This is a genomic window from Dongia sp. P2_B8 (assembly GCF_056404715.1).
Genome location: NZ_JBFUDM010000002.1, coordinates 334,251 through 360,345, shown reverse-complemented (window position 1 = coordinate 360,345; position 26,095 = coordinate 334,251). Strand labels below are relative to the sequence as shown.

Here is a 26,095-nt window from a genome sequence, read left to right as displayed (position 1 = left end):
TGCAGCGACGTCATGTGATGAAAATACCTACCCTCGTGACGCGCAAGCCGATCCGTTGCTTGAAATCTTTCCGCGCGATGATAGGCTTCATGAAGATTAAAAAGTCTGCCGGCCGATGTGAGAGAGCTGGGGAGGGAGCTCGCGAGGTCTTGGCCTCGATGCGCCGCGTTCTGTCGGGAGAATGAATGACTCCGCCACCCAACACGCCTTCCAGCGGCGATCCGGTGCCGCAATCGGTCGATTTCCGGACGATCTTTGAAGCAGTACCGGGACTTTACCTGATCCTGGACCCAAACCTCGACATCGTCGCGGTGAGCAACGCCTATCTGGCAGCCACCCTCACCCAGCGCGACGCCATTCTCGGCCGCAACATCTTCGACGTCTTTCCGGACAATCCGGACGATCTGCAGGCCGATGGGGTCGGCAATCTGCGCGCCTCCCTGTTGCGGGTGCTGCACAACCGCATGGCCGATTCGATGGCGGTGCAGAAATACGATGTGCGACGGCCGGAAGATGAAGGCGGCGGTTACGAGGAGAAATATTGGAGCCCGATCAACACGCCGGTACTCGATGCAGCCGGCGATGTCGCCTGGATCATTCACCGGGTCGAGGATGTGACGGCGCTCATCCATCTGTCGCAGCAGGACAGCCGCAAGGACCAGGAGACGCGCTCCCTGCGCCAGGTGGCTGAGCGCATGGAGGCGGAGATTGTCCGCAGCACGCAGGAACTGCTGGCCAGCAACCAGGCCCTGCGCCACAGCGAAGAGCGCCTGCAGCAGCTCAACGCCACGCTGGAACAGCGCGTCCTGGAGCGCACGCAGCAATTGGAAGCCGAGATCCACGAACGGCAGCGCGCCCAAGAGGCGCTGCTGGAGCGCAACAAGCTGGAAGCGATCGGCCGCCTGACCGGTGCCGTCGCCCATGATTTCAACAATCTGCTGACCATCATCCTGGGCAATGCCGAATTGGTGGAGCGCTTCGTCGCCAACGAAGATGGCGCCGCCATGGTCGAGGCCATCGAACATGCGGCCGTGAGCGGTGCGCGCCTCACGCGCCAGTTGCTGGCCTTCACCCGCCAGCAGGCGCTGCGCCCGGAAATCATCAAACTGTCAGGGCATGCCGACATCTGGCGGGAATTTCTGGGGCGGGTGCTGGGCGGCGACATGCGTATCCACATCGACCTGCCGGAGGATCTGTGGCCGGTCGAATGCGATTTCGACGAGTTGGAGCTGGCCCTCATCAATCTTTGCGTCAATGCCCGCGATGCCATGCCGGACGGTGGCATGGTGCATATCGATGCCAGCAATGTCACACGCGCTGCCGACGCCGATGGGCAGCGTGCCGACTATGTGGCGCTCAATGTGCGGGATACCGGGACCGGCATTGCCGCCGATATCCTGGAACGGGTCTTTCAGCCCTTTTTCACCACCAAGGACGTCGGCAAGGGCAGTGGGCTCGGCCTGCATCAGGTCCAGGGTTTCGCCGCCCAGGCCGGTGGCTTTGCCGGCATCGAGAGCGCGCTGGGCCAGGGTACCACCGTCACCCTGCACCTGCCGCGCGCCAAGGCTGCTGCGGTCCAGATCGATCTACCGGCCACACCGGCAGTTGTCGCCAGCGGGCGCGGTGGGACCGTGCTGCTGGTCGAAGATGATGCGGCGGTTGCGCAAACCTCGCGCCGCATGCTGGAACAAATCGGCTATCGCGTGCATTGGGTTCAGGATGCGCAGACGGCGCTGGCACTGTTGCTCGGCGGTCAGCGCTTTGATCTGGTCTTTTCGGATATCGTCATGCCGGGTGGCATGAGCGGACTTGACCTTGCGCGCCGCATTCGCCGGCATTTTCCCGACCAGGCGGTGCTCTTGGCCAGCGGCTATTCCAGTGCCACAGCCGAGGTGGCAGCCGAAAACCTGCCCATCATCGCCAAGCCCTATCGGGCAGATGCCTTGACCGACGCCATCACCCAATGCCGTGCCCATGCCCTGTTCCGGCAGCGCGACCGGGCGTGACGCCACCGCGTGAAGCCTCTGCGTGAAGCCCCCAGTCTGAAGCTTGGGCCTGACACCCGGTTTCGGCATTCAAAGTCGGGTTTCATGGTCAATTTTGTGCGAGGCCGGATCACTTGGGCACCGCTTAAGCTTGGTGTCAGCTAACAACTGCTTATATCCCATGCATGGATATCAGAGAGACATCGGCGGGCGACCTGCCTGCCCTTATCGCACTCCATGATGCGGCCTTCGGGACGCCCGAGGAGGGCAAGCTGGTGGCCGATTTGATCGCTGCGGAGCTGGCCGTGGTTTCATTGACGGCGGTCGTGGACGGGCGCATCGCCGGACATGTCCTGTTCAGCCCGCTGATTGCCGAAGTCGGGGACGAGACCGCGCTGGCTTTGTCGCTGGCGCCTTTGGCCGTCCATCCGGCCTATCATCGCCGGGGAATCGGCAGCGCCCTCACCAGGGCTGGCCTGGCGAGGGCGCGACAGGAAGGGTGGGAAGCCGTGATCGTGCTGGGCCATCCGGAATTCTATGCCCGCTTCGGTTTCCGGGCGGAGACCGCCATGGGCTTCGACGCTCCCTTCTCGGGCCCGGCCTTCATGGCGCTGGAATTGACAAAAAATAGCTTAAGTGGTAGAAAAGGCAGGATAATTTATCCTGCACCCTTCGGCATTGCGACCCTGGAAGGGACTCCGGCGGCAAGCTGATAGGCTTCAACCGCCCTTTTTGATAAATTTCATTTATTAGGTAATAACCCGGAGAGATTTGAATCTCGCCACCGGGTGGTGGATTACTCCCAGCGTGTCGCTTTTGAGACACCAAAACCGACACCAACGTCTTAAATCAAGGCTTAATGGTTCAATCATAATATGAGCCGGTCGTCGGGAGAGAAGAAGAGAGCCAATGTCGGGATTAGCCGCCGCGAGATCCTGGGATAACGATGCTGCGTTGAGCATCGTGCAGGAAAAGAAATCACTGGATGGCGCCTTGATGCCCATCCTCCACGCCCTTAACGACGAATTCGGCTATGTCGATGCCAGCGTCGTGCCGGTCATCGCCGAAGAGCTGAATCTCAGCCGCGCCGAAGTCCATGGCGTCCTCACCTTCTATCATGATTTCCGCAAGGAACCAGCCGGCCGCCATGTGGTGAAGATCTGCCGCGCCGAAGCCTGCCAGTCGATGCATGGCCGCGATCTTGAGGAACATGTGAAGCGGCGGCTGAATGTCGAGCTGGGGGCCACCTCGCCCGACAAGAAGTTCACGCTGGAGGCCGTCTATTGCTTGGGCTTGTGCGCCTGTTCGCCGGCGATGGTGATTGACGGCAAATTGCACGGCCGGGTGACGCCGGAACGTTTCGATGCACTCGTGGCGGAGAAACGCTGATGAGCCTCACTCTTTACCTGCCTGGTGATTCCGCGGCCCTGGCGCTGGGCGCCGACGAGGTCGCAAACGCGATCCAGGTCGAAGCGCTCACCCGCAAGCTCGACATCAAGATCATCCGCAATGGCAGCCGCGGCCTCTTCTGGCTGGAGCCGATGCTGGAAGTGGTGACGCCTGCCGGCCGCATCGCCTATGGTCCCGTGACGGCGACCGACGTCGCGGGTCTGTTCAACGATGATTTCCTCAAGGGCTCCAAGAACCATCCGCTCTATCTGGGCAAGCCCGAGGAGATCCCGTACCTCCGGAACCAGGAACGCGTGACCTTCGCGCGCTGCGGCATCATCGATCCCAGCGACATCGAAGATTATATCGCCCATGAGGGCTATCGCGGTCTGAAGAACGCGATCCGGATGCAGGGTGCCGCCATCGTCGAGGCGGTGACGGAATCGGGCCTGCGCGGCCGCGGTGGTGCCGGCTTCCCCACGGGCATCAAGTGGAAGACGGTGCTGGGCTGCGAGGCGGACCAGAAATACATCGTCTGCAATGCCGATGAAGGCGACAGCGGCACCTTCGCCGACCGCATGATCATGGAAGGCGATCCGTTCCTGCTGGTGGAAGGCATGACCATCGCCGGCCTCGCGGTCGGTGCCACCAAGGGCTTCATCTATATCCGCAGCGAATATCCCGATGCCTACCGGCGGCTGGAAACAGCGATCGTGGCCGCCAACCGCAAGGGCTATCTCGGTCCCGATGTGATGGGCTCGGGCAAGGCGTTCGATCTCGAACTGCGCCTGGGGGCTGGTGCCTATATCTGCGGCGAGGAAACCTCGTTGCTGGAGAGCTTGGAAGGCAAGCGCGGCATGGTGCGCGCAAAGCCGCCGCTGCCGGCGATCAAGGGCCTCTTCGGCAAGCCTACCGTCATCAACAACGTGCTCTCCTTCGTGGCGGTGCCCACCATCCTCGACAAGGGGGCTGCGTTCTACAAGGATTTCGGCATGGGCCGCTCGCGCGGCACGATGCCGTTGCAGCTTGCCGGCAATATCCGCCGCGGCGGCCTGGTCGAGAAAGCCTTCGGCATCACGCTTCGCCAGGTGATCGAGGATTTCGGTGGCGGGACAGCGACGGGCAAGCCCGTGCGCGCGGTGCAGGTGGGCGGCCCCTTGGGCGCCTATTTCCCGACCTCGCTCCTCGACACGCCGCTCGATTATGAAGCGATGGCCGCGGCCAAGGGCATGCTGGGCCATGGCGGCATCGTCGTCTTCGACGACAGTGTCGATCTTTCCCTGCAGGCGCGCTTTGCCATGGAATTCTGCGCCATCGAATCCTGCGGCAAATGCACGCCCTGCCGCATCGGCTCGACCCGCGGCGTCGAAGTCATCGACCGCATCCGCAATGATGAGAACCGGCAGAAGAATATCGAGCTGCTGGCCGATCTCTGCGACACCATGCTGGATGGCTCGCTCTGCGCGCTGGGGGGCCTGACGCCCTTCCCGGTGCAAAGCGCCATCCGCCACTTCCCGGAAGATTTCAACCGCCCCAGCGCTGCGAAGCGTGCAGCGGCTGAGTAGGAGATAGACCATGTTGATCCAGGAAACCGATTACGGCACCCCGATCCGCCTCTCCACCAATCTGGTGACGCTGACCATCGACGGCCAGGAAGTGACGGTGCCGGAAGGCACCTCGATCATGCGCGCCGCCGCCGAGATGGGGACGAAGGTGCCCAAGCTCTGCGCCACCGACAGCATCGAGGCCTTTGGTTCGTGCCGTCTGTGCGCTGTCGAGATCGAAGGGCGCCGCGGCACGCCGGCCTCCTGCACGACGCCGGTCGAGAACGGCCTCAAGGTCTGGACCCAGACCGGCAAGCTTGCCAAGCTCCGCCGCAATATCATGGAGCTCTATATCTCCGACCATCCGCTGGATTGCCTGACCTGCCCGGCCAATGGCAATTGCGAATTGCAGGACATGGCGGGTGTCGTGGGCCTCCGTGATGTGCGCTATGGTTTCAAGGGCGCCAACCATCTCGACGCCGTGAAGGACGAGAGCAATCCCTATTTCACCTTCGACGCCTCGAAATGCATCGTCTGTTCGCGCTGCGTGCGCGCCTGCGAAGAAGTGCAGGGCACCTTTGCGCTCACCATCGACAGCCGCGGCTTCGCCTCCACCGTGTCGCCGGGCCAGAAGGAAGATTTCCTAGGGTCCGAATGCGTCTCGTGCGGTGCCTGCGTGCAGGCCTGCCCGACCGCGACGCTCATGGAGAAGACCGTCATCGAAGCCGGCCAGCCGGAACATTCGGTCGTTACCACCTGCGCCTATTGCGGGGTGGGGTGCTCGTTCAAGGCCGAGATGCGCGGGACGGAAGTCGTCAACATGGTCCCCTATAAGGACGGCCAAGCCAATCATGGCCATTCCTGCGTCAAGGGCCGCTTCGCCTGGGGCTACACCACGCATATGGACCGCATCACCAAGCCGATGATCCGTGCCAAGATCACCGATCCCTGGAAGGAAGTCTCCTGGGACGAGGCGATCGGTTACGCGGCCTCTGAGTTCAAGCGCATCCAGAAGACATACGGCCGCACCTCGGTGGGTGGCATCACCTCGTCGCGCTGCACCAATGAAGAAGCCTATCTGGTGCAGAAGCTCATTCGCGCGGCGTTCGGCACCAACAATGTCGATACCTGCGCCCGCGTCTGCCACAGCCCGACCGGCTATGGCCTGTCCACCACCTTCGGCACCTCGGCCGGTACGCAGGATTTCGATTCCGTCCGCGAAGCCGACGTCATCATGGTGATCGGCGCCAATCCGACCGATGCGCATCCGGTGTTCGCGAGCCATATGAAGAAGCGCCTGCGCCAGGGAGCGAAGCTCATCGTCGTCGATCCGCGGCGCATCGACCTGGTGAGGTCGGCGCATATCGAGGCGCAGCATCACCTGCCGCTGAAGCCCGGCACCAATGTCGCCATGATCAATGCGCTGGCCCATGTCATCGTGACCGAGGGGCTGGTGCGGGAAGATTATGTCGCCGAGCGTTGCGACATGACGGAATTCAACCGCTGGCGCGACTTCGTCTCCGACAAGCGTCATTCGCCCGAAGAGATGGCGCAATATACCGGCGTCGATCCCAAAGAGGTGCGGGCCGCCGCAAGGCTCTATGCCAGCGTCCGGAATGCCGCCATCTATTACGGGCTTGGTGTCACCGAGCACAGCCAGGGTTCGACCATGGTCATGGGCATGGCGAACCTTGCCATGGCGACCGGCAATGTCGGGCATATCGGCGCCGGCGTGAATCCGCTGCGCGGGCAGAACAATGTCCAGGGTTCCTGCGACATGGGATCGTTCCCGCATGAGCTGACCGGCTACCGCCATGTGGCGACCGACGCCGTGCGACATCAGTTCGAAAGCGCCTGGGGCGTTACACTGGATCCGGAACCCGGCCTGCGCATTCCCAACATGCTGGATGCCGCGGTCGACGGGACCTTCAAGGGCATCTACATCCAGGGCGAAGATATCGCCCAGTCCGATCCCAACACCAAGCATGTGACCGCCGGCCTTGAGGCGATGGAATGCGTGGTCGTGCAGGATATTTTCCTCAACGAGACGGCGAACTATGCCCATGTGTTCCTGCCGGGCACCACGTTCCTGGAAAAGGACGGCACCTTCACCAATGCGGAGCGCCGCATCAACATGGTGCGTCAGGCCATCCCGCCGGTGCCGGGCTATGCCGATTGGGAAGTGACCATGATGCTCAGCAAGGCGCTGGGCTATGAGATGAATTACAAGCACCCGTCCGAGATCATGGACGAGATCGCGCATCTGACGCCGACCTTCAAGAACGTGTCCTATAAGCGGCTCGACGAGATGGGCTCGATCCAATGGCCGTGCAATGACGCGGCCCCCAACGGCACGCCCACCATGCATATCGACCATTTCGTGCGCGGCAAGGGCCGCTTCATGATCACCGAATTCGTGCCGACCGAGGAACGGGTGGGGCCGCGCTTCCCGCTCATCCTCACGACGGGGCGAATCCTCAGCCAGTACAATGTCGGCGCGCAGACACGGCGCACCGGCAACATCGCCTGGCATCCGGAAGACATTCTGGAAATCCATGCCCATGATGCCGAGGAACGCGGGATCCGCGACGGCGACAATGTGGCGATCGTGAGCCGCGTCGGTGAGACATCGCTCAAGGCCGTCATTTCCGAGCGCATGCAGCCCGGCGTCGTCTATACGACCTTCCACCATTTCGGTACCGGCGCCAACGTCATCACCACCGACTTCTCCGACTGGGCGACCAATTGCCCGGAATATAAGGTGACGGCGGTGGAAGTGCGTCTTTCCAACCACCAGTCGGAATGGCAGCGCGAGAACGCCTTGTTCCGCCAGGCCTCGCGCCGCATCGGCACGGCAGCCGAGTAAACGATGACCAAACGCCTGCAGCAGGATGACAGCGAACCACCGGTGGCAGAGATGCCGCCAGTGGTGTCGCCAGTGACGCTGCAGCAGCTGCGCTATGACGGCACCCGTCTCGACCGGCTCGACATGCTGGCGGAAGAGGTACCGGTGGCGCTGGTCTATAACGGCATCTCTCATGCCGTGATGATGGCAAGCCCCGCCGATCTCGAAGATTTCGCCCGCGGCTTTTCCTTGAGCGAAGGCATCATCGAACGTGCGGCTGAGATCCGCGGTGTCGAGGCCGTACCGCACGAGAAGGGCATCGAGCTTCTCATTGATCTTGCCCCGGAATCCTTCTGGCGCCTGAAAGAGCGCCGCCGCACGATTGCCGGGCGTACCGGCTGCGGCCTCTGTGGTCTCGACAGCCTGGAACAGGTTGCCCGCGACCTGCCGCAGGTGACGGGCGGGCGGAAGATCGGCTTGAGCGCCGTGCGCCATGCGCTTTTGGCGCTACCGGCGGCACAGACCTATAACGCCCAGGCCAAGGCGCTGCATGCCGCGGCCTATTGCGACGGGACCGGCAACCTGCTGCTGCTGCGCGAGGATGTCGGCCGCCACAATGCGCTCGACAAGCTTATCGGGGCTATCGGCAAGGCCGGTATCGATCCGCAGAGCGGCTTTTGCGTCATCACCAGCCGCTGCTCGGTCGAGATGGTGCAGAAGGCGGTCATCGCCGGTTTCCCCATCCTGGTCGCGGTGTCGGCCCCGACCCTGATGGCCAAGCGCGTGGCGGATGAAGCGGGCATCACCTTGCTGGCGCTGGCGCGCGACGACAGCGCGCTTTGTGTCACACACCAAGAACGTATTTCGGTTTAACGGGAGCACTGGCCTTGAACAACGACCGCCTGATCACGATGGCCAACCAGATCGCCGATTTCTTCCAGAGCTATCCGGAAGCAGAAGCCATCGAGGGCGTTTCCGTCCATATCCATAAATTCTGGGACCCCCGCATGCGCCAGGGCATCTTTGCGCATCTCAATGCCGGCGGTGCCGGTTTGAAGCCCATTGCCTTGAAAGCGCTGCAGCATCTTGCTGAAACGCAGCCCAATCTGTCGAAGAGCGCGTGATACCTTTTTCCACGTCATGGTCGGCTTTCTCTTCCCCCTCTCCCGCGGGGGGAGAGGGTTTTGAGCGAGCGGTTGCAAACGGTGTGTCCACATGACGACGGAATTGTTGCCCTAAAATGCTCGTCCGTCAGCTCGTCTATCTCGCAGCCCTTGCCCGCGAGCGGCATTTTGCGCGGGCGGCGGCGGCCTGCAACATCACGCAGCCGGCGCTTTCCACCGCCATCAAGCAGTTGGAGGAAGAGCTCGGCGTTCCGCTGGTCGATCGCGACAAGCGCTTCAAGGGCTTCACGCCGGAGGGGCAGGAGGTGCTGCTGTGGGCGCGGCGCATCCTGTCCGACTATGATTCCTTGCGCCAAGGTATCCAGAACGCCAAGCGCTCATTGACCGGCACATTACGGCTCGGCGTCATTCCATCGGCCTTGCCGCTGGTGCCCTTGCTGACCGACCCGCTTTATGACCGCCACCCGCAGGTGCGCGTCACCGTCTGGTCGACGAGCTCCGCCGAGATCCAGCAGGGCATCGATCATTTCGAGCTCGATGCCGGCGTCACCTATCTTGAATCCGAGCCGCTGAAGGGCGTGCTGCAGCGGCCGCTCTATACCGAACGCTATGTATTGCTGACGCCGGAACACGGTCCCCTGGGAACCGCGCGGATCGCCACCTGGAAGCAGGCAGCCGAATTGCCGCTTTGCCTGCTGACACCCAACATGCAGAACCGGCGCATCATCGATGCCATCTTCAAGTCGGTCGATTGCAGCCCAAGGCCACAGCTGGAGACCAATTCGGTCGTCAACCTCTGCGCCCATGTGCGCTCGGGACGGCTTTCCAGCATCGTGCCCAAATCACTCATTCAAGTGCTGGGCATGCCGAGCGGTGCCGTCGCGTTGGATTTGACTGAGCCCGACATCAGCCGGCAGGTGGGCCTCGTCGTCCCCGACCGCGAACCCCTATCGCCGATCAGTCTCGCCTTGTTTTCGATGCAGTTTCCGGGGTTCAACGAGGGGTAGGCGATACCATCACCCTTCGCCTCCTCCTATCTTAGAACCCTCGCCCCGCTTGCGGGGAGAGGGCAGGGTGAGGGGTCGTTGAGGCAGATCCGGTGTAACGCCCCTCACCCCAACCCTCTCCCCACTATCGTGGGGCGAGGGAGTAGAATCTTAAGTGAAGTCAGTTGTACACTCGCACTCTGCTGAATATCGTGCGAGTTCCCGATGCCCATCTCTCCCACCGTCCACGGTTTCTTCGATCCCGATACCGCGACGATTTCCTATGTCGTGATCGATCCCGCGACGAAACAGGCGGCGATCATTGATTCCGTGCTGGATTTCAACCAAGCGGCGGGGCGTACCAGCACCGGGTCCGCCGACAGGCTGGTTGCCTGTGTGGAGGAGAACGGCGCCACGGTCGCGTGGATCATCGAGACACATCTTCATGCCGATCATCTGTCGGCTGCCCCCTATTTGCAGGGCAGGCTGGGCGGCAGGACCGCGATCGGCACGCACGTTGCCGACGTGCAGCAGGCCTTTGCGCAGATCTACAATGCCGAGGCCGGCTTTGCCCGCGATGGCAGCCAGTTCGATGAACTCTTTCCCGATGATGGAAACTTCAAGCTGGGGTCGATCGAGGCCCGGGCGCTGCATACGCCCGGCCACACGCCGGCCTGCATGAGCTATCTCATCGGCGATGCCCTGTTCGTCGGCGACACCCTGTTCATGCCGGATTACGGGACAGCGCGCTGCGATTTTCCGGGCGGCGATGCGCGGCAGCTTTACCGATCCGTCCAGCGCCTGTTCACGCTGCCGGACGAAACGCGCATGTATCTCTGTCATGATTACCTGCCGACCAAAGCACCCGGGGCCCGCACGGAATTCTGCTGGGAGACCAGCGTCGGCGCCCAGAAGCGTCACAATATTCATGTGAAGCTGGGCACCAGCGAAGACGAGTTCGTCACCATGCGCACGAGCAAAGACAAGAAGCTCGACATGCCGCGCCTCATTCTGCCCGCCGTCCAGGTCAACATGCGCGCGGGGCAATTGCCGGCGGCGGAGGCCAATGGCGTCCGGTACTTGAAGCTGCCGCTGAATAGGTTTTGAGAGATAGGGTTTCCGGCGGTGTTTTAATTCGTCATCCTCCGCGAAGGCGGGCCATGACGAATAGGACTGTGCCGATCGAAGCAATGCACCCCACCCTTGACACCAACCCCACTTCTTCCGACAATGCGGGCCAAGGGGTTGACCGCGATCGCCCCGTGAGGCCTTGGCTAGAGAATCGCGTCCTGTCTCCCGCTTAGGAGTGGACGTCACATGGCCGGTCCCGACAGCATTACCACAACACAGCTTTCCCGCCGCATCGGTTTGCCCGATGCGCCCATCATCATCGACGTGCGCGATGACGAGGATTACGCCAGCGATCCCAGGTCCTTACCCACGGCAATTCGCCGCGACTATCGCACGGTCGCCGATTGGGCGCCGGGGTTTGCCGGCAAGACGACCGTCGTCACCTGCCAGCGCGGGCTGAAGCTCAGCCAAGGTGCTGCCGCCTGGCTGCGGCAGGCAGGTGCCAGCGCAGAAAGCCTGGAAGGCGGGCACGAAGCCTGGGTCGCCGGCGACGGGCTGCTGCTGCGCGATTCTGCCTTGCCCGGCCGCGATGCAGCCGGCCGCACAGTGTGGGTGACGCGCGCACGGCCGAAGATCGACCGCATCGCCTGCCCGTGGCTCATCCGCCGCTTCATCGACCGCGACGCCGTCTTTCTCTATGTCGCGCAATCGGAAGTGCTGGCGGTGGCCGAGCGCTTCGGTGCCACGCCCTTCGACATCGATGGTGTGTTCTGGAGCCACCGCGGCGAGGCCTGTACCTTCGACGTGATGCTGAAGGAGTTCGGGCTGCAGTCGGATGTGCTGGACCGGCTCGCGTTGATCGTGCGTGCAGCAGATACCGACCGGCTGGATCTTGCCCCACAGGCGGCAGGCTTGCTCGCGGCCTCGCTCGGCTTCTCGCGCATGTACCGGGACGATCTGGAGCAGTTGGACGCGACGATGGCGCTTTATGATTCCTTCTATCGCTGGTGCCGCGACGCTGTCGCCGAATCCCACAACTGGCCCAATCCAGGGCGCGACTCATGAGCGCCGACGGCACGCTGACACCGCCATTGCCGAGTTTCGGCATGGCGGTGAAGATCTGGTTGAAGATCGGCCTCCTGTCCTTCGGTGGGCCGGCCGGGCAGATTGCGCTGATGCACCGCATCGTCGTCGACGAGCTGCGCTGGGTCGGAGAGCGGCGCTTTCTCCACGCGCTCAATTTCTGCACCCTGCTGCCGGGGCCGGAGGCGCAGCAGCTCGCCACCTATCTCGGCTGGCTGATGCATGGGGTGAAGGGCGGGCTCGCCGCCGGCATCCTGTTCGTGCTGCCCGGTGCCCTGGTCATGATGGGCCTTTCGCTCATCTATGTGCTGTTCGGTGCGGTACCGCTTATCGGCGGCCTGTTCTTCGGCCTGAAATGCGCTGTCCTGGTGCTGGTTGTCGAGGCCCTGCTGCGCGTGGCGCGCCGTGCGTTGAAGGGCAAGGCAGCCTATGGCATGGCGGTAGCGGCCTTCGTCGGCTTGTTCCTGTTTCATCTGCCGTTTCCCATCATCGTGCTGGGGGCAGGCGCCATCGGCCTCATCTTTCCCCATGCCTTCACCCATCGCTGGCACGAGGCCGCTGAGAGCGGGCCGCCCGCCCTCATCGATGCCTGGTTTGCCGCGGAACCGCAGCGGGCGCGCGACATGGCAAAGGGGGCACGGCATGCCGGCATCTGCGCCATCCTGCTGTGGCTGTTGCCGGTCGCCCTCATCATGCTGTTCATCGGCGGCACCTATGGCGACATCGCCGGATTCTTTTCCAAGATGGCGGTGGTCACCGTGGGCGGTGCCTATGCGGTGTTGGCCTATGTGGCGCAGGAAGCGGTTGCCGTCTATCACTGGCTGACATCGGCCGAGATGCTGACGGGCCTCGGCCTGGCCGAAACCACACCGGGACCGCTTATCTTGGTGCTGCAATTCGTGGGCTTCCTCGCCGGTTTTCAAGCAGATGGCATTGCCGGCGGCGTCGCGGGCGCGCTTCTCACCCTATGGGTCACCTTCGCCCCCTGCTTTGCCTTCGTGTTCCTGGGCGCGCCGGTGATCGAGCGTCTGCATGGCAACCGTCTGCTGGCCGGTGGCCTTGCTGCCATCACCGCGGCCGTGGTGGGCGTGATCGCCAATCTGGCCTTGTGGTTCGGCCTTCATGTCCTGTTCAGGGAACAGGTGCCACTCGTCCTTGGCCCCATCACATTGGATCTGCCGCGAATTGGCAGCCTCGATCCCTATGTCCTCGGCCTTGCCGCGCTGGCCGCCCTGTCTCTCTTTGCCTTGCACCAAGGGCTGGGCCGCACGCTTGCCATCACGGCCATCGCCGGTCTGGTGCTGAGCTGGTTCGTTCCCGTCTGATTTCTTAAGGCGTTGAGGGGTCGAAGGGCTTGGGCTTCAGCCAGCTATCCGACGTCGAGGGCGTATATTTCGGGAGAGTGCCGCCGGACGCGCCCGTGCTGGTGGCCGGCGCCTGTGCCTTCTGCGACTGCGCTGATGGCGCCAACGGTTTGGGCGTCATGGCGTCCACCGAGGGAACGAGCGTCTTGGTCCTGGTGATGACGTCGTCCATAGATTCTTGCGGCGCAGATTCTTTCGATACGGGCTTTTGCTTTGCAGGCTTTTGCTTCACAGGCTCTTGCTTTGCTGGCGCTGCGGCGGTTTGCGGCGCTGATGCCGATGGCTCGGCAGTTGGCGTCTTCGCTGGTGATGGAGCCTCTGCCGCCGGTTTCTCCGTGATCGCTTTCTGCGGTGCCGATTCCACCGGCGAAGGGGCGGATGCTGGCGATGCCGGTGCGATGGCTGTTTGCGACGGCGCTGCCGTCGCGGCAGGGTTCTCGCTTGTTGAGGAATTTGCGGGCGAAGCAGATTTCGCCAACACATCATCGTCACGCGCGGTCTGCGGCATGGCTTGCGGTGCTTCGGAGACAGTTCGCGGCGCGGTCACCGGCTGGCTGGTTGCGTTGGTGGCAGCCTGATCCTCGTGGCGCGAGATCACATTCCAGGAACCGGGTGCCGCGACGCTGGCAAGGAGTGCCGCGACTGCGACGATGTAGCGGCCTCGGCGGGAGCGGGGTGCCAGCACCGGTGGCGTGCGGAGCCTCTGTTCGTATCTGTCATACGCACCGTGCAGGATCACCTGGTCGGCTGGCAGCGTGACCGGCATATAGGCGAGCTCGGCCGGCTCAGCTGCGGCGAGGTGAGTGTCGAGTGGGTGGGTGTCGGATGGGCGGACAACCAGCCGCTGCGGTTCCGCGGGAGGCTCCGACACCAAGCTCGCGGACATGAGCGGCAGCCCGTCTGGAGTCTGCTCCCAGGCCTCCAGATCGCGGGTCTTCGGATCAAGAATTTCCGGATCGCGGGTCTCGAGATTCCGGGACTCCGGGGCGGTCCCGCCATGCTCGCGCCAATAAGCAAGCCGGCGCTGGATCTCGGCAGCAAGTTCATCGGCGGGCATCCGCATGCCGTCGAGCAGACCGAAATCGGCTGCATCTAACGGCTTCCCGGACTCCACCAATTCCTTGTGAACGGCCGGCTCCTTTTGAACGGCCGGCTCCTTTTGAACGGGCTGTGCCTGGACGGATGGCGATGGTGGAAGGGCCGGGGCAGGCGCTGCCGGCGCGCGGACGATGCGGGGTGGCTGCTGGGCCATATCCATGCGCCGCCTGATCTCGGCAGCGAGATCTTCGTCGCTCATCTCAGGCCCGCCGCCCGGAGCGGTCCTGTTGGCTGGCATTTCCCGGCCCATCTATGCGCTCACCCGTCTCTCAAATCCTGCCGCCTGAACCACGGTGTAACAGCTGGTGCGGCGGCACGTTCCGCGCCTATCCCTATACCTCTGGGAAGGCCATGTTGATCGATTTTTCAGCGCGGTGTGGTCACCTTAATCGATTCTTCCGATTACTGACCCCAGGACTATCAATTTCCCCGCCTTTGCGATCGCGACCATTATCCCTGGGAAGTCAAAAGCCACCCAAAGGGAGCCAATAATGAGTGACAACACGAAATCTCCGACATTGACGACGACCGGCGGTGCCCCCGTCGTCGACAACCAGAACTCCCTGACCGCCGGGCCGCGCGGGCCGGTGCTGTTGCAGGACGTGCATTTGCTGGAAAAGCTCGCCCACCAGAACCGCGAGCGCATTCCCGAGCGCGTGGTCCATGCTAAGGGCTGGGGGGCGTTCGGCACCCTCACCATCACCCATGACATCACCAAATATACCCGCGCCAAGATCTTCGGTGCCGTCGGCAAGAAGACCGACATGCTGCTCCGGTTCTCGACCGTGGCCGGCGAGCTGGGTGCGGCGGATGCCGAGCGCGACGTGCGCGGCTTTGCGCTTAAATTCTATACCGAGGAAGGCAATTGGGATCTGGTCGGCAACAATACGCCGGTCTTCTTCATCCGCGATCCGCTGAAGTTCCCGGATTTCATCCACACGCAGAAGCGCCACCCGAAGACGAACATGCGCTCGCCCACGGCGATGTGGGATTTCTGGTCGCTGTCGCCGGAGAGCCTGCATCAGGTCACGACCTTGTTCTCCGACCGTGGCCTGCCCACGGATGTGCGGCATATCAACGGCTATGGCTCGCACACGTTCAGCCTGATCAGTGCTGCAGGCGAGCGGCATTGGGTGAAGTTCCACTTCAAGACCCTGCAGGGCCACAGGCACTGGACCAATGCCGAGGCCGAGAAGGTCGTGGGGCAGACGCGTGAATCGACCCAGGCCGATCTCTTTGGGGCGATCGAGCGCGGCGAGTTCCCGAAATGGAAGATGCAGATCCAGGTGATGCCGGAGCTGGATGCGGAGAAAACGCCCTACAACCCGTTCGATCTCACCAAGGTCTGGCCGCATGGCGACTATCCGCTGATCGATGTCGGCGTGGTCGAGCTCAACCGCAATGCGGAGAATTATTTTGCCGAGATCGAGCAGGCGGCATTCTCGCCCTCCAACATCGTGCCGGGCATCGGCTTCTCGCCGGACAAGATGCTGCAGGCGCGCATCTTCTCCTATGCCGATGCGCATCGCTATCGGTTGGGGACGCATTACGAAGCCTTGCCGGTAAATGCGCCGAAATGCCCGGTGCATCATTATCACAAGGATGGGGCGATGCGGTTCACCCCGAATAACCCAAACCCGGATGCCTATTACGAGCCCAATTCGTTCAGCGGGCCGAAAGAGGCCCCCGATTACCGTGAGCCGCCGCTGAAGATCTCGGGCGATGCCGACCGCTACAATCATCGCACGGGCAATGACGATTACGGTCAGCCGCGGGCCTTGTTCAACCTGTTCGATGCCGCGCAGAAGCAGCGTCTGTTCAGCAACATCGCCGCGGCCATGGGCGGCGTACCGAAGGAGATCGTGGCGCGCCAGCTGGCGCATTTCGAGAAGGTCCATCCCGATTACGCGAAGGGCGTGGCTGAGGCTCTCCAACGCGCCTGACTTTGCGGCGACTGATCGGGGTCAGGCCCCGGTCACCGAATGGCCGTCCTCCAGTAGCAGGAGAGGCCGCGGGATGGGATGAACGGGCAGTCGGGCCACAAGGCTGGGCTGCCCGTTTACTTTATGCGGCATGCTGCCGCGGCGCGTTTTGCAGCTGCACAAACCGCGTATCCGGGCGCCGCCCATCGACGACACCATCCGTCTACGACGTTCGTCGCTCTTCCGCCCCGTGCCGACTTAACCCACCCTTAAGTCCAACAGCCGCATACTGATGGTTGAGCTGGGTCCATTTACCTATTTGCCATTAACCCATTCTTCGGGCAGGGGACATGATGCGTCTTCGAGTGAGTGTCGCCAAGGCCATCCTGTTGTTCGGCCTGCTGATCGCCGGCGGGTTCGCCGCCATTCTCGTCACCAATTCGCTGGCGTTGAATGAGCTCAAGGTCGGCGGTCCGCTCTACCGGCAGGTCGTCCTTGGCAAGGACCTCATCGCCGACATCCTGCCGCCGCCGGAATATGTCATCGAGGCCTATCTCGAGGCGACGCTGGCGGTGCGCAATCCCGGCGAGCTTGCCGCCCATCGCGACCGCCTGGCGCAGCTGCGCAAGGATTACGATCTGCGCCACGAATATTGGCTGACCGCCGATTACGATACCGGCCTGCGCCAGAAGCTGGTCGAGACCAGCCATGCCGAGGTGGTGAAATTCTTCGCGGCGATCGACCAACTGCTGCCGGCGATCGAGAAGAACGATCAGGGCGCCATCGAAACCGCCTATGCCGCGGTGAGCAGCGCCTATCAGGCACACCGCAAGGTGGTCGACGAGATCGTCGCCGGCGCCAACGATGCCAATGCCAAAACCGAAGCGCTGGCTGCCGCCAAGGATAGCAGCTTCCTCGTCATCGTCTGGTCCGTGGCCATCATCGTGCTGGCCCTGGTTGCTGCCGGGATCGCAGCCATTGCCCTTGGCGTCATCCGGCCGATTATCCGCATGACCGGCACCATGACCAATCTGGCGCAAGGTCAGAACGAGATCGAGATCCCCTCGCTCGGCCGCCGCGACGAGATCGGCGCCATGGCGCGCGCCGTCGAAATCTTCCGCAACAACGCGCGCGAGAATGAACAATTGCGGCACCGCCAGGAAGAAGACCGGCAGCGGGCCGACGAGCAATTGAAACACGAGATGGCACAGCTCACCGAAACCTTGGAGAACGAGGTCAAGGAAACGGTCGGTGACATCACGGTCCAATCCAACAAGCTGTCGGAAAACGCGCTGAAGCTGTCGCAGACCGCAAGCCATCTCCGCGAGATGGCGCAGGAAGTCAGCGGCCTGGTCGACGCCACCAACCGCAATGTCGAAACGGTCGCCAGCGCCACGGCAGAGCTGGAAGCATCCAGCCGCTCGATCTCGTCCCAGATCAGCCATTCGACGAAGCTCGCTGGCCAGGCGCGTGATGGGGCGGAGGTCGCCAACAATGAGGTGGCCGGCCTTGCCAAGACCGCGAGCCATATCGGCAATGTCGTCACCATGATCCAGGAGATCGCGGCACGCACCCGCATGCTGGCCCTCAATGCCACCATCGAGGCCGCGCGCGCCGGCGATATGGGCAAGGGTTTCGCCGTGGTGGCCGATGAGGTGAAGAGCCTGGCACGCCAGACCGAAGAAGGCATCGCCCAGGTCAATGCGCAGGCAGAGGAGATCACACAGTCGACGGCGAAGGCGGTCGGCATCGTCGACGCGGTGGCCGGCGGCATTCGCGATATCGATGCGGTCACGGTCGAAGTAGCACGCGCCAGCGAAGAGCAGCGCGCCGCCACGGCCGAGATCATGGAGAGCGCCAACCAGGCAGCCGCGTCCACCCGTTCGGTTGCCGGCAATGTCGCGCGCATGCTGGAAGGCGTCGAGCTGACCGGCGTCACCGCCGGCCAGGTGAACGACCTCTCCGCCCTGGTCAACCGCGACATCGCCGCTCTGCAGCAGCGCCTTTATGTCATCCTGCGCTCGTCGGTCGGCGGCAGTCGCGGCGATTCGCACCGGCGCACCGCCGCCATCGCCTTCCGCGGCGATTTTGGCGGGCAGATCGTGACCGGTTTCACCGGCGATGTCTCCGATGGCGGCGTGCTGGTGGTGGCCGATGGCAACGCAGTGGTCAAACCCGGCCAGGGTTATTGCGAACTGAAGGATGTCGGCCGCTTCAAGGCACAGCTCGTCAGCCAGGATCCGCTTGGCATTCATGTGCAGTTCATCGATCCAGGGGCTGGCGAGATCGCGGCGCTGCAGGCCCGTCTGCAGGCGGCAAGCGTGGAGGACGAGCCCTATATGGCGCTCGCCAACGACGTGGCTGAGCGGGCATCGGCAGCACTCGAGCAGGCGCTGCAGGAGCGCAGCATCAATCTCGACGATCTCTTCGATGTCGAATATGAGCCGATCACCGGTTCCGATCCGCAGCAGGTGATGGCCAAGCACACTTTGCTGGTCGAACGCCTGTTTCCGCCGATCATCGAACCGCCGCTGGAGAAGGACCAGCGCCTGGTGTTCTGCTGCATCATCGACCGCAAGGGCTATATCGCCGCCCACAACAAGAAATACTCGCACCCGCAGAAGCGCGGCGAGACGGTCTGGAACACCGCCAATTGCCGGAACCGCCGCATCTATACCGACCGCGCCGGCACGCTTGCCGGCCGCGCCACGCGGCCCGTGGTGCAGACCTATGCCCGCGACATGGGCGGCGGCAAATTCGTCGTGCTGAAAGAAATCGATGCCCCGATCCGCGCCGGCGGCAAGCATTGGGGCGCGGTAAGGTTGGCGCTGAAATTGTCGTAGAGACCGAGGTGACCCCCTCTCCCTAACCCTCCCCCACGTTGGAGGGAGGGAATCCCATCGAGTTTGCATCGGACATCGCGATCAGTCTCGCTATAGTCCCCTCCCCCCAACGTGGGGGAGGGTTAGGGAGAGGGGGCTTCCTTCGTTGCGGTGATAGCGAGCACCGCTTATCCTCCTCGCCATGACAACCACTCTTCATACCCGCGCCGACGATGCCGGCTTTGGCCGGCTCATTGCCTGGCTTGCCACGGCGGCGCTGGGCGATACCGGCAGGCGCAGCGACGGGTCGCCTGCCAACAATCTTGGCGCGCTTCCGTTCGTTGATGTCTTTGCCGGCTATTGCGACCGGCTGCATGATTGGATCGGGCCGTTCTCGCGCATCTCGCTTGCCATGGAGGTCCTGCATCCGGAACTTTCCGGCGGGACACTGTATTGGCGGGACGGCGAGATCGAGGAAGCGCAGATCAAGCGTGCCGGCATCCTTACCTTCGATGATTACCTGCGCAGCCCGGTCTATCAATCCGAACAGACCAACCGGCCCTGGCGCTGGCGCGTGGGCGAACCGGTTCCTGACATGCAGCTTATCCAGGATCTTCACGCACAGGGCGTCACCGATTACTGCCTGTTCCCCCTGCCAATCCTGGATACCAGCCGGACCAGCACCATGTCCTTCGCCACCAGGCGCCCTGGCGGCTTCGGCGATTTGGGCGGTGACGCGCAGGGTCTTGGCGTCCTGCGCCGTGTTGCCTGGGCGATGACCCCTTATCTCGAGCGCGTGGCATTGCACATCATCGCGCTCGACCTTCTCGATTCATATGTCGGCAAGGCGGCAGGGGCGCGGGTCTTTGCCGGGCAGATCGAGCGCGGTGCGATCGACCCCATCGATGCCGCCATCCTGGTCGCGGACCTGCGCGGCTTCACGCAGCTCAGCGATCAGCTGGGCGAGATCGCCATGGTCGATCTGCTCAACCGCTATTTCGATACGCTGGGCGATGCCATTGAGGCCCATGACGGGCAGATCCTGAAATTCATGGGCGACGGGCTGCTGGCCGTCTTCCCGGCAGAGGCGGGCCGCGCCCCCGGCATCATGCATGGCAAGGCCCTGGCCGCGGCGCTGGCCTCCCGCGTCAATCTTGCTGGCCTGAACGCGGCCCTTATTGCGGAAGGCAAGGCCGCCATCGATTTCGGCATCGGGCTTCATGCGGGCACGGTCGCCTTCGGCAATATCGGTACCAAGACGCGGCTGGATTTCACCGTCATCGGGCCTGCCGTCAATCATGCGAGCCGCATTCAGGATCTGACCAAGGAAATGCAGACACCGATTCTGGCGTCTGGCGATTTTGCCGCCGCCCTGCCGGTGCCGATGCGTCCGCTGGGTTCGCGTCATGTGCGCGGTGTCGAGGCGCCGATCGATCTCTACGCACCGATTCTGTAGCGCGTTAGGACATCTCGACGCATGCGGCCAATTGCCGGCTAGGCCGCAGCCGCCAATGCTTGTTAGAGTTGTTCCAATATTCAGCCAGCCCGAGCGGGTCATGCGACCGCGGCATCGGTGCGCAGGAGTGACACCATGGACGCCGTGATCTTGGCCCGGTTGCAGTTTGCCGCCAACATCTCGTTCCACATTCTGTTCCCGACCATCACCATCGCCCTTGGCTGGGTGCTGCTCTATTTCAAGCTGCGCCACGACCGGCTGCAACGGACATCACCCGGTGATGAACGCTGGATCCTCGCTTATCGCTTCTGGATCAAGATCTTTGCGCTCAGCTTCGCCATGGGCGTCGTCTCCGGCATCACCATGAGTTTCCAGTTCGGCACCAATTGGCCGGGCTACATGCAGAAGGTCGGCAATGTCGCCGGGCCTTTGCTCGCTTATGAAGTCATGACCGCGTTCTTTCTCGAGGCCGTCTTCCTCGGCATCATGCTGTTCGGGTTCCGCCGTGTCCCTAATTGGGTGCACAGCGTCGCCACCTTCCTGGTGGCGTTCGGCACCACCTTGTCGGCCTTCTGGATCATCGCGCTGAATTCCTGGATGCAGACGCCGACCGGCCATGTCATCCGCGATGGCATCGTCTATGCGGAGGATTGGGTCGCCATCATCTTCAACCCGTCCTTTCCCTATCGCTTGACGCATATGCTGCTGGCATCGGGCATCACGGCAAGTTTTCTCGTCGCCGGTGTCTCGGCGCTGCGCTGGTTCTGGGGCGAGCGGTCGGATGATTTGAAGGCAGCCCTCAAGACCGGCATCTATCTCGCCGCCATCCTCATCCCGCTGCAAATCGTGGCGGGTGACATGCACGGGCTCAACACGCTGGAGCATCAGCCGCAGAAGGTGGCGGCGATGGAGGCAAACTGGAATACCAGCAGCCACGTGCCGCTGCTGCTCTTCGCCTGGCCGGACCTGGAGACGCGCAGCAACAAATTGGAGATCGCCATTCCCGATGGCGCCAGCCTGATCCTGCGCCACAGTCCCGAGGGCGTGGTGCCGGGGCTCAACGATTATGCCGGCAATCATCCGCCGGTGGCGCCGCTCTTCTTCGCGTTCCGCATCATGGTGGGTCTTGGTTTCCTGATGCTGGCGGTGTCGTGGGTATCGGCTTTCCTGCTGTGGCGCAAAGGCGAACTGCCGCGTCTGCTGCAGCGCGTGCTCATCGGCATGACCTTCTCCGGCTGGGTGGCGACGCTCTGCGGCTGGTACGTGACGGAGATGGGCCGCCAGCCCTATCTCGTCACCGGCATCCTCAAAACGGCAGATGCGATCAGCCCGGTGCCGGCGCCGATGATCGGGCTTAGCTTCATCCTCTACGTCACCGTCTATGCTGTGCTGATCGTCGCCTATATCGGCGTCGTCACGCGCCTTGCCCATAAAGCGGCAAAGGGCCGGAAACCGTCACCCGATGCGCCGGCCCCTGCCGGCACATTCGCAGCCGCGGAGTAGATGTCATGATCGATCTGTTCGGCGACCCCAAGATCTGGCTGCCGCTCGCCTTTGCCGGCCTCATGGGCCTTGCCATCCTGATCTATGTCGTGCTCGACGGGTTCGATCTTGGCATCGGCATGCTGTTCGCCCTGGGCGACGAGACGGAGCAGGACCGCATGATGGCGGCGATCGGCCCGTTCTGGGATGCCAATGAAACCTGGCTGGTGCTGGCGGTGGGCCTGCTGCTGGTGGCCTTCCCGATGGCGCACGGCATCATCCTCTCGACGCTCTATCTGCCGGTCGTCCTCATGCTGATCGGCCTCATCCTGCGCGGTGTCGCCTTCGAGTTCCGCGCGAAGTCGGAGGGACAGGCCAAGCGCCGCTGGAGCCGCGTGTTCTTCGTGGGCTCGCTCATGACCGCGCTCAACCAGGGCTATATGCTGGGGGTCTATGTCATGGGCCTGCGCCAGGACCTGCCGAATATGGCCTTCGGGCTGCTGACCGCCGTCTGCCTGGTGGCTGGCTATATCCTGGTGGGATCGACCTGGCTGATCATCAAGACGGAAGGCGCCCTGCAGCAGCGCGCCGTGGGCTGGGCCGGGCGGGCGCTGGTCTTTGCCGCCGTCGGCATGGCGGCGATCTCGGTCGCCTCGCCTCTGGTCAGTCCGCGCATCTTTGAAAAATGGTTCGGCGGGATGGAGATCCTCTATCTTGCCCCCTTGCCGCTGGGGTCGGCCGCCATCTTCCTGGCGCTCATCCTTCTGCTGCGCCGGTTGCCCCATGCGACGGACCGGCACCGGCATTTGCCTTTTGCGGCTGTGACCTGTCTCTTCATTCTGGCCTTCTGCGGCCTTGCCTATTCCTTCTATCCCTTCGTGGTGCCGGACCAGCTCACCATCTTTGAAGCGGCAAGTGCGCCGGAGAGCCTGCTCATCATCCTTTACGGGGCATTGGTCGTGCTGCCGGCGATTATCGGCTATAGCGCGCTGAGCTATCACGTCTTCCGCGGCAAGGCGACACCGCTCAGCTATGACTAACGCACTGATATCGCGTCATTGCTGCGCAATATAATCAGGGTCCAGTGAGTCTTGTGACGGTGCCGGAGACCGGCCCGTTCTGCGTCTCGATATGGATGGGCCAGCGATGGCCCGGCGTGAGATCTTGCGGCAGGTCGAACTGGACGAGCACATCGCGCGCGGTGCCGACCACTGTCACACCCTGGACCTGCTGTGTCGCAGGCGGCAGATGTGCGATGAGATCAAGCGCCACGCGCCGTCCGTCCGCCGCCGTCCGGTAGAAACCGCGATAGGTGATCGATCCCGCCGTCCCGGCAAGCCCGCTCACGCGCCCGTCCCGCAGCAGCAGATCGACCCGCCCCACCCCATAGACGCCGCTATAGTCCAGCCGGTAGCTGCCGGCGGCCTGGGCCGGAAACGGGATGTCGGACGCCGGATTGGCGCAGGCGGCGAGCAGCAGGACCACAAGACAAAAGACATATCGCGACATCAGGAATCGACTTGTAAGGCGTTGCTTGACAGCTGCATGTAATGCGATACTTTACACATGTGATTGCTGACTGAATATCCTGATGGGGCATGTTGGCTGGGCATGATCAGATCATTTCTAGCCAAGAGCCTCAAGGAACTGTTCGACACCGGCCACACGAAGGGCATGCGTCCGGACCTGCAGCAGCGCGCCTTGTTACGTCTTGATGCCCTCGACCGGGCTGGTGATCTTGCGCAGTTGAATCAGCCGGGATTCGATTTTCACGGCCTGCGTGGCAAACCGAAACGCTACTCGATGCATGTCAACGGACCCTGGTGCATCACCTTCGAATGGCGCGATGGCGACGCCTGGCGCGTGATGCTGGAGCAATATCATTGAGCGGAGAGCGGCAATGACCAAGAAATCCGGCGCTAGGCTGACGGCACGCAAAGTGGCGGAATATAAGGTGACGGGGCGTCCTGATCGCGCGCCGTCCCACCCAGGTCTGTTGATCCGCGAAATTCTGCAGGAACATCTTAGCCTGAGTATTTCAGAAGCAGCCCGGCAGATGCATGTCAGCCGGCAATCGCTGCATGCAGTTCTGCGCGGTGGTACCAGCCTGACGGCAGAAATGGCACTGCGCCTTGGTCGCCTGTTCGATGCCGACCCGACGCTGTGGCTCAACATGCAGATTGCCCATGATTTGTGGAAAGTCGAACGCGAACTGCGCGCTGAGCTTGCCCGCATTCCGGCACCGAAGGCAGCGGCCTAATCGGCCTGCAGCGCCGCTTCCGCGCGCAGACGGTCGACAGCGAAATCGACGAAGGCGCGGACCCGGGCGCTGGCGCGGCGGCCTTCGGGATGCACCACCTGGACCGGGATGGGCGGCGGTTCGAAATCGGCAAGTACGATCTCGAGCCGGCCATCGGCCACGGGTTGCGCCACCTGGTAGGAGAGCGCCTGGGTGATGCCATGGCCGGCAATGGCGGCATCGATGGCAACGTCGGAAGCATTGACGGAGAAGCGGCTGGGTGCGGCGATACGCTCCTGCCGGGTACCGGCCCCGAACGACCATTCCTGCGGCCAGAGCGCGTTGGCAAAGGTGACGGTGGCGTGGTGGGCCAAGTCCGCAGGGCGCGAGGGCATGCCACGCGTCCTGAGATAGGCTGGGGCCGCGCACAGCACGCGGCGCACCGATCCCACGCGCACCGCCATCAGCGAGGAATCCTGCGCGTGCACAATGCGGATGGCGACATCGATGCCTTCCTCGATCACATCGACCACGCGGTCGAGCAGCAGGGTGCGCACCGAGACCGCCGGATAGCGCTCCAGGAAATCGAGAATGAGCGGCGCCACGTGGAGGCGGCCGAACATGACCGAGGCGGTCACCGACAATTGCCCCTTGGGGGTGAGATGGGCGCCGGCCGCAGATGCTTCCGCCTCGTCGATTTCGGCCAGGATGCGTTTGCAATCGACCAGATAGCGCTGCCCGGCTTCGGTCGGCCGCACGATGCGGGTGGTGCGGTGGAGGAGCAGTGTCCCAATGCGGCTTTCCAGTCCGGCAACCGCCCGGGTCACGGCGGGCGGCGACAGGCCCAGCTTCTTGGCAGCGGCGGCAAAGCCCGCCCCTTCCGCAACGGCCACGAAAATCCGCATGGTCTGGTAGCGATCCATCGGATTATTCCACTATGTGGAATAGTAAAGTGTCAAGAGAGGTTATTCTGATCGAGGTCAGGAATTGGCATGTTTGGGCCGGAGAGAGATCACCGCAAGCCCGCTCCGCAAACCCTGAGGGAGATTCGACCATGACCCAGCCCATCCGCCTCCACCGCTTCGCCTTGTCCGGCCACGCCCATCGCGTCGAGCTGTTCCTGTCGCTCCTTGGCCTGCCCGTGACACTGATCGATGTCGATCTCATGAACGGTGCCCATAAGAAGCCGGACTTCCTGGCCAAGAACCCGTTCGGGCAGGTGCCGGTGATCGAGGATGGCGACATCACGGTCTATGACAGCAACGCGATCCTGGTCTATCTCGCCACCCGCTATGACAAGGCGCGCAGCTGGCTGCCGCAGGAGCCGCTCGCCGCCGCCCAGGTACAGCAATGGCTGTCGGTGGCAGCTGGCGCGTTGTTCAACGGACCCAGCACAGCGCGGGTCGGCCTGCTGTTCAAGCGGCCGGTCGATGTCGAGAAGGCGCAAGGTGTCGCGCGCGCCTTGCTGCAGGTGGTCGATGCGCATCTTGCCAAGAGGAACTATCTGGTCGGCAGCAATCCCACGATCGCGGACGTGGCGCTCTACAGCTACACCGCGCTGGCGCCGGAAGGTGGCATCGAGCTCGATGCCTATCCCCATGTGCTGGCCTGGCTTGCCCGCATCGAACAGTTGCCGGGCTTCGTGCCGGTGCGGCGCTCGCAACAAGCCAAGACCGGGTGATGCC

The 26,095-nt window shown here is 63.0% G+C and carries 22 protein-coding genes; 19 read left to right on the top strand and 3 right to left on the bottom strand.

Features of this window, described 5'->3' with window-relative positions:
* Positions 1-185: 185 nt before the first annotated feature.
* From AC1DWZ_RS06550 to chrA, 11 genes are all read left to right on the top strand, one after another.
* Positions 186-2,006 carry an ATP-binding protein gene (locus AC1DWZ_RS06550; RefSeq protein ID WP_477168068.1) on the top strand — a complete coding sequence of 607 codons (1,821 nt, stop codon included), beginning with the start codon at positions 186-188 and terminating at the stop codon, positions 2,004-2,006.
* A 164-nt stretch (positions 2,007-2,170) separates the two neighbouring features.
* Positions 2,171-2,698 (top strand): GNAT family N-acetyltransferase, encoded by a 528-nt coding sequence (locus AC1DWZ_RS06545; protein ID WP_477168067.1) that lies wholly within the window; start codon positions 2,171-2,173, stop codon positions 2,696-2,698.
* A 196-nt stretch (positions 2,699-2,894) separates the two neighbouring features.
* Entirely contained in the window at positions 2,895-3,374 is a 480-nt protein-coding gene (locus AC1DWZ_RS06540; RefSeq protein ID WP_477168066.1) for a formate dehydrogenase subunit gamma, read from the top strand.
* Entirely contained in the window at positions 3,374-4,939 is a 1,566-nt protein-coding gene (locus AC1DWZ_RS06535; RefSeq protein WP_477168065.1) for a formate dehydrogenase beta subunit, read from the top strand. The genes AC1DWZ_RS06540 and AC1DWZ_RS06535 overlap by 1 nt, the downstream gene beginning before the upstream one ends.
* A gap of 10 nt (positions 4,940-4,949) precedes the next feature.
* Positions 4,950-7,784 carry a formate dehydrogenase subunit alpha gene (fdhF, locus tag AC1DWZ_RS06530; protein ID WP_477168064.1) on the top strand — a complete coding sequence of 945 codons (2,835 nt, stop codon included), beginning with the start codon at positions 4,950-4,952 and terminating at the stop codon, positions 7,782-7,784.
* 3 nt (positions 7,785-7,787) lie between these two features.
* Positions 7,788-8,636, top strand: a complete 849-nt coding sequence (gene fdhD / locus AC1DWZ_RS06525; protein WP_477168063.1) for a formate dehydrogenase accessory sulfurtransferase FdhD — start codon at positions 7,788-7,790, stop codon at positions 8,634-8,636.
* A 14-nt stretch (positions 8,637-8,650) separates the two neighbouring features.
* Positions 8,651-8,887: a formate dehydrogenase subunit delta gene (locus AC1DWZ_RS06520; RefSeq protein ID WP_477168062.1), complete on the top strand. Its 237-nt coding sequence runs from the start codon at positions 8,651-8,653 to the stop codon at positions 8,885-8,887.
* A gap of 116 nt (positions 8,888-9,003) precedes the next feature.
* Complete coding sequence (locus AC1DWZ_RS06515; RefSeq protein WP_477168061.1) at positions 9,004-9,894, top strand: LysR family transcriptional regulator; 891 nt, start codon at positions 9,004-9,006, stop codon at positions 9,892-9,894.
* Positions 9,895-10,098: 204 nt separating this feature from the next.
* Entirely contained in the window at positions 10,099-10,980 is an 882-nt protein-coding gene (locus tag AC1DWZ_RS06510; RefSeq protein ID WP_477168060.1) for an MBL fold metallo-hydrolase, read from the top strand.
* Positions 10,981-11,190: 210 nt separating this feature from the next.
* Positions 11,191-12,009, top strand: coding sequence for a chromate resistance protein ChrB domain-containing protein (locus tag AC1DWZ_RS06505; protein WP_477168059.1), 819 nt, complete (start codon positions 11,191-11,193; stop codon positions 12,007-12,009).
* Positions 12,006-13,352 carry a chromate efflux transporter gene (chrA, locus tag AC1DWZ_RS06500; RefSeq protein WP_477168058.1) on the top strand — a complete coding sequence of 449 codons (1,347 nt, stop codon included), beginning with the start codon at positions 12,006-12,008 and terminating at the stop codon, positions 13,350-13,352. The genes AC1DWZ_RS06505 and chrA overlap by 4 nt, the downstream gene beginning before the upstream one ends.
* 4 nt (positions 13,353-13,356) lie before the next feature.
* On the opposite strand, the gene AC1DWZ_RS06495 is transcribed toward chrA, so the two are convergent.
* Positions 13,357-14,688: a hypothetical protein gene (locus AC1DWZ_RS06495; RefSeq protein WP_477168057.1), complete on the bottom strand. Its 1,332-nt coding sequence runs from the start codon at positions 14,686-14,688 to the stop codon at positions 13,357-13,359.
* Positions 14,689-14,980: 292 nt separating this feature from the next.
* Between AC1DWZ_RS06495 and AC1DWZ_RS06490 the strand changes: the two genes are divergently transcribed.
* The 5 genes from AC1DWZ_RS06490 (at position 14,981) to AC1DWZ_RS06470 (ending at position 23,211) form a co-directional block, all read left to right on the top strand.
* Positions 14,981-16,432, top strand: coding sequence for a catalase (locus AC1DWZ_RS06490; RefSeq protein WP_477168056.1), 1,452 nt, complete (start codon positions 14,981-14,983; stop codon positions 16,430-16,432).
* A gap of 329 nt (positions 16,433-16,761) precedes the next feature.
* Positions 16,762-19,254, top strand: a complete 2,493-nt coding sequence (locus tag AC1DWZ_RS06485; RefSeq protein WP_477168055.1) for a methyl-accepting chemotaxis protein — start codon at positions 16,762-16,764, stop codon at positions 19,252-19,254.
* Between the two features lie 181 nt (positions 19,255-19,435).
* Positions 19,436-20,689 (top strand): adenylate/guanylate cyclase domain-containing protein, encoded by a 1,254-nt coding sequence (locus tag AC1DWZ_RS06480; protein WP_477168054.1) that lies wholly within the window; start codon positions 19,436-19,438, stop codon positions 20,687-20,689.
* Positions 20,690-20,824: 135 nt separating this feature from the next.
* On the top strand, positions 20,825-22,192 hold the full coding sequence (locus AC1DWZ_RS06475) for a cytochrome ubiquinol oxidase subunit I (protein WP_477168053.1): 1,368 nt from the start codon (positions 20,825-20,827) through the stop codon (positions 22,190-22,192).
* A 5-nt stretch (positions 22,193-22,197) separates the two neighbouring features.
* On the top strand, positions 22,198-23,211 hold the full coding sequence (locus AC1DWZ_RS06470) for a cytochrome d ubiquinol oxidase subunit II (protein ID WP_477168052.1): 1,014 nt from the start codon (positions 22,198-22,200) through the stop codon (positions 23,209-23,211).
* A gap of 34 nt (positions 23,212-23,245) precedes the next feature.
* Here the strand turns inward: AC1DWZ_RS06470 and AC1DWZ_RS06465 are convergent, their stop codons facing one another.
* Positions 23,246-23,680: a hypothetical protein gene (locus tag AC1DWZ_RS06465; protein WP_477168051.1), complete on the bottom strand. Its 435-nt coding sequence runs from the start codon at positions 23,678-23,680 to the stop codon at positions 23,246-23,248.
* Positions 23,681-23,782: 102 nt separating this feature from the next.
* On the opposite strand from AC1DWZ_RS06465, the gene AC1DWZ_RS06460 reads away from it, so the two are divergent.
* Both AC1DWZ_RS06460 and AC1DWZ_RS06455 read left to right on the top strand, forming a co-directional pair.
* The gene (locus AC1DWZ_RS06460; RefSeq protein ID WP_477168050.1) at positions 23,783-24,058 is read left to right on the top strand and encodes a type II toxin-antitoxin system RelE/ParE family toxin; all 276 of its coding nucleotides are present in this window, start codon (positions 23,783-23,785) and stop codon (positions 24,056-24,058) included.
* 13 nt (positions 24,059-24,071) lie between these two features.
* A complete protein-coding gene (locus AC1DWZ_RS06455; RefSeq protein ID WP_477168049.1) occupies positions 24,072-24,431 on the top strand; it encodes a HigA family addiction module antitoxin in 360 nt (119 codons plus the stop codon).
* Here AC1DWZ_RS06455 and AC1DWZ_RS06450 read toward each other — a convergent pair.
* On the bottom strand, positions 24,428-25,333 hold the full coding sequence (locus AC1DWZ_RS06450; RefSeq protein WP_477168048.1) for a LysR family transcriptional regulator: 906 nt from the start codon (positions 25,331-25,333) through the stop codon (positions 24,428-24,430). The genes AC1DWZ_RS06455 and AC1DWZ_RS06450 overlap by 4 nt on opposite strands.
* Before the next feature lie 131 nt (positions 25,334-25,464).
* Between AC1DWZ_RS06450 and AC1DWZ_RS06445 the strand changes: the two genes are divergently transcribed.
* Positions 25,465-26,091 (top strand): glutathione S-transferase family protein, encoded by a 627-nt coding sequence (locus tag AC1DWZ_RS06445; protein WP_477168047.1) that lies wholly within the window; start codon positions 25,465-25,467, stop codon positions 26,089-26,091.
* The last annotated feature ends 4 nt before the right edge of the window (positions 26,092-26,095 follow it).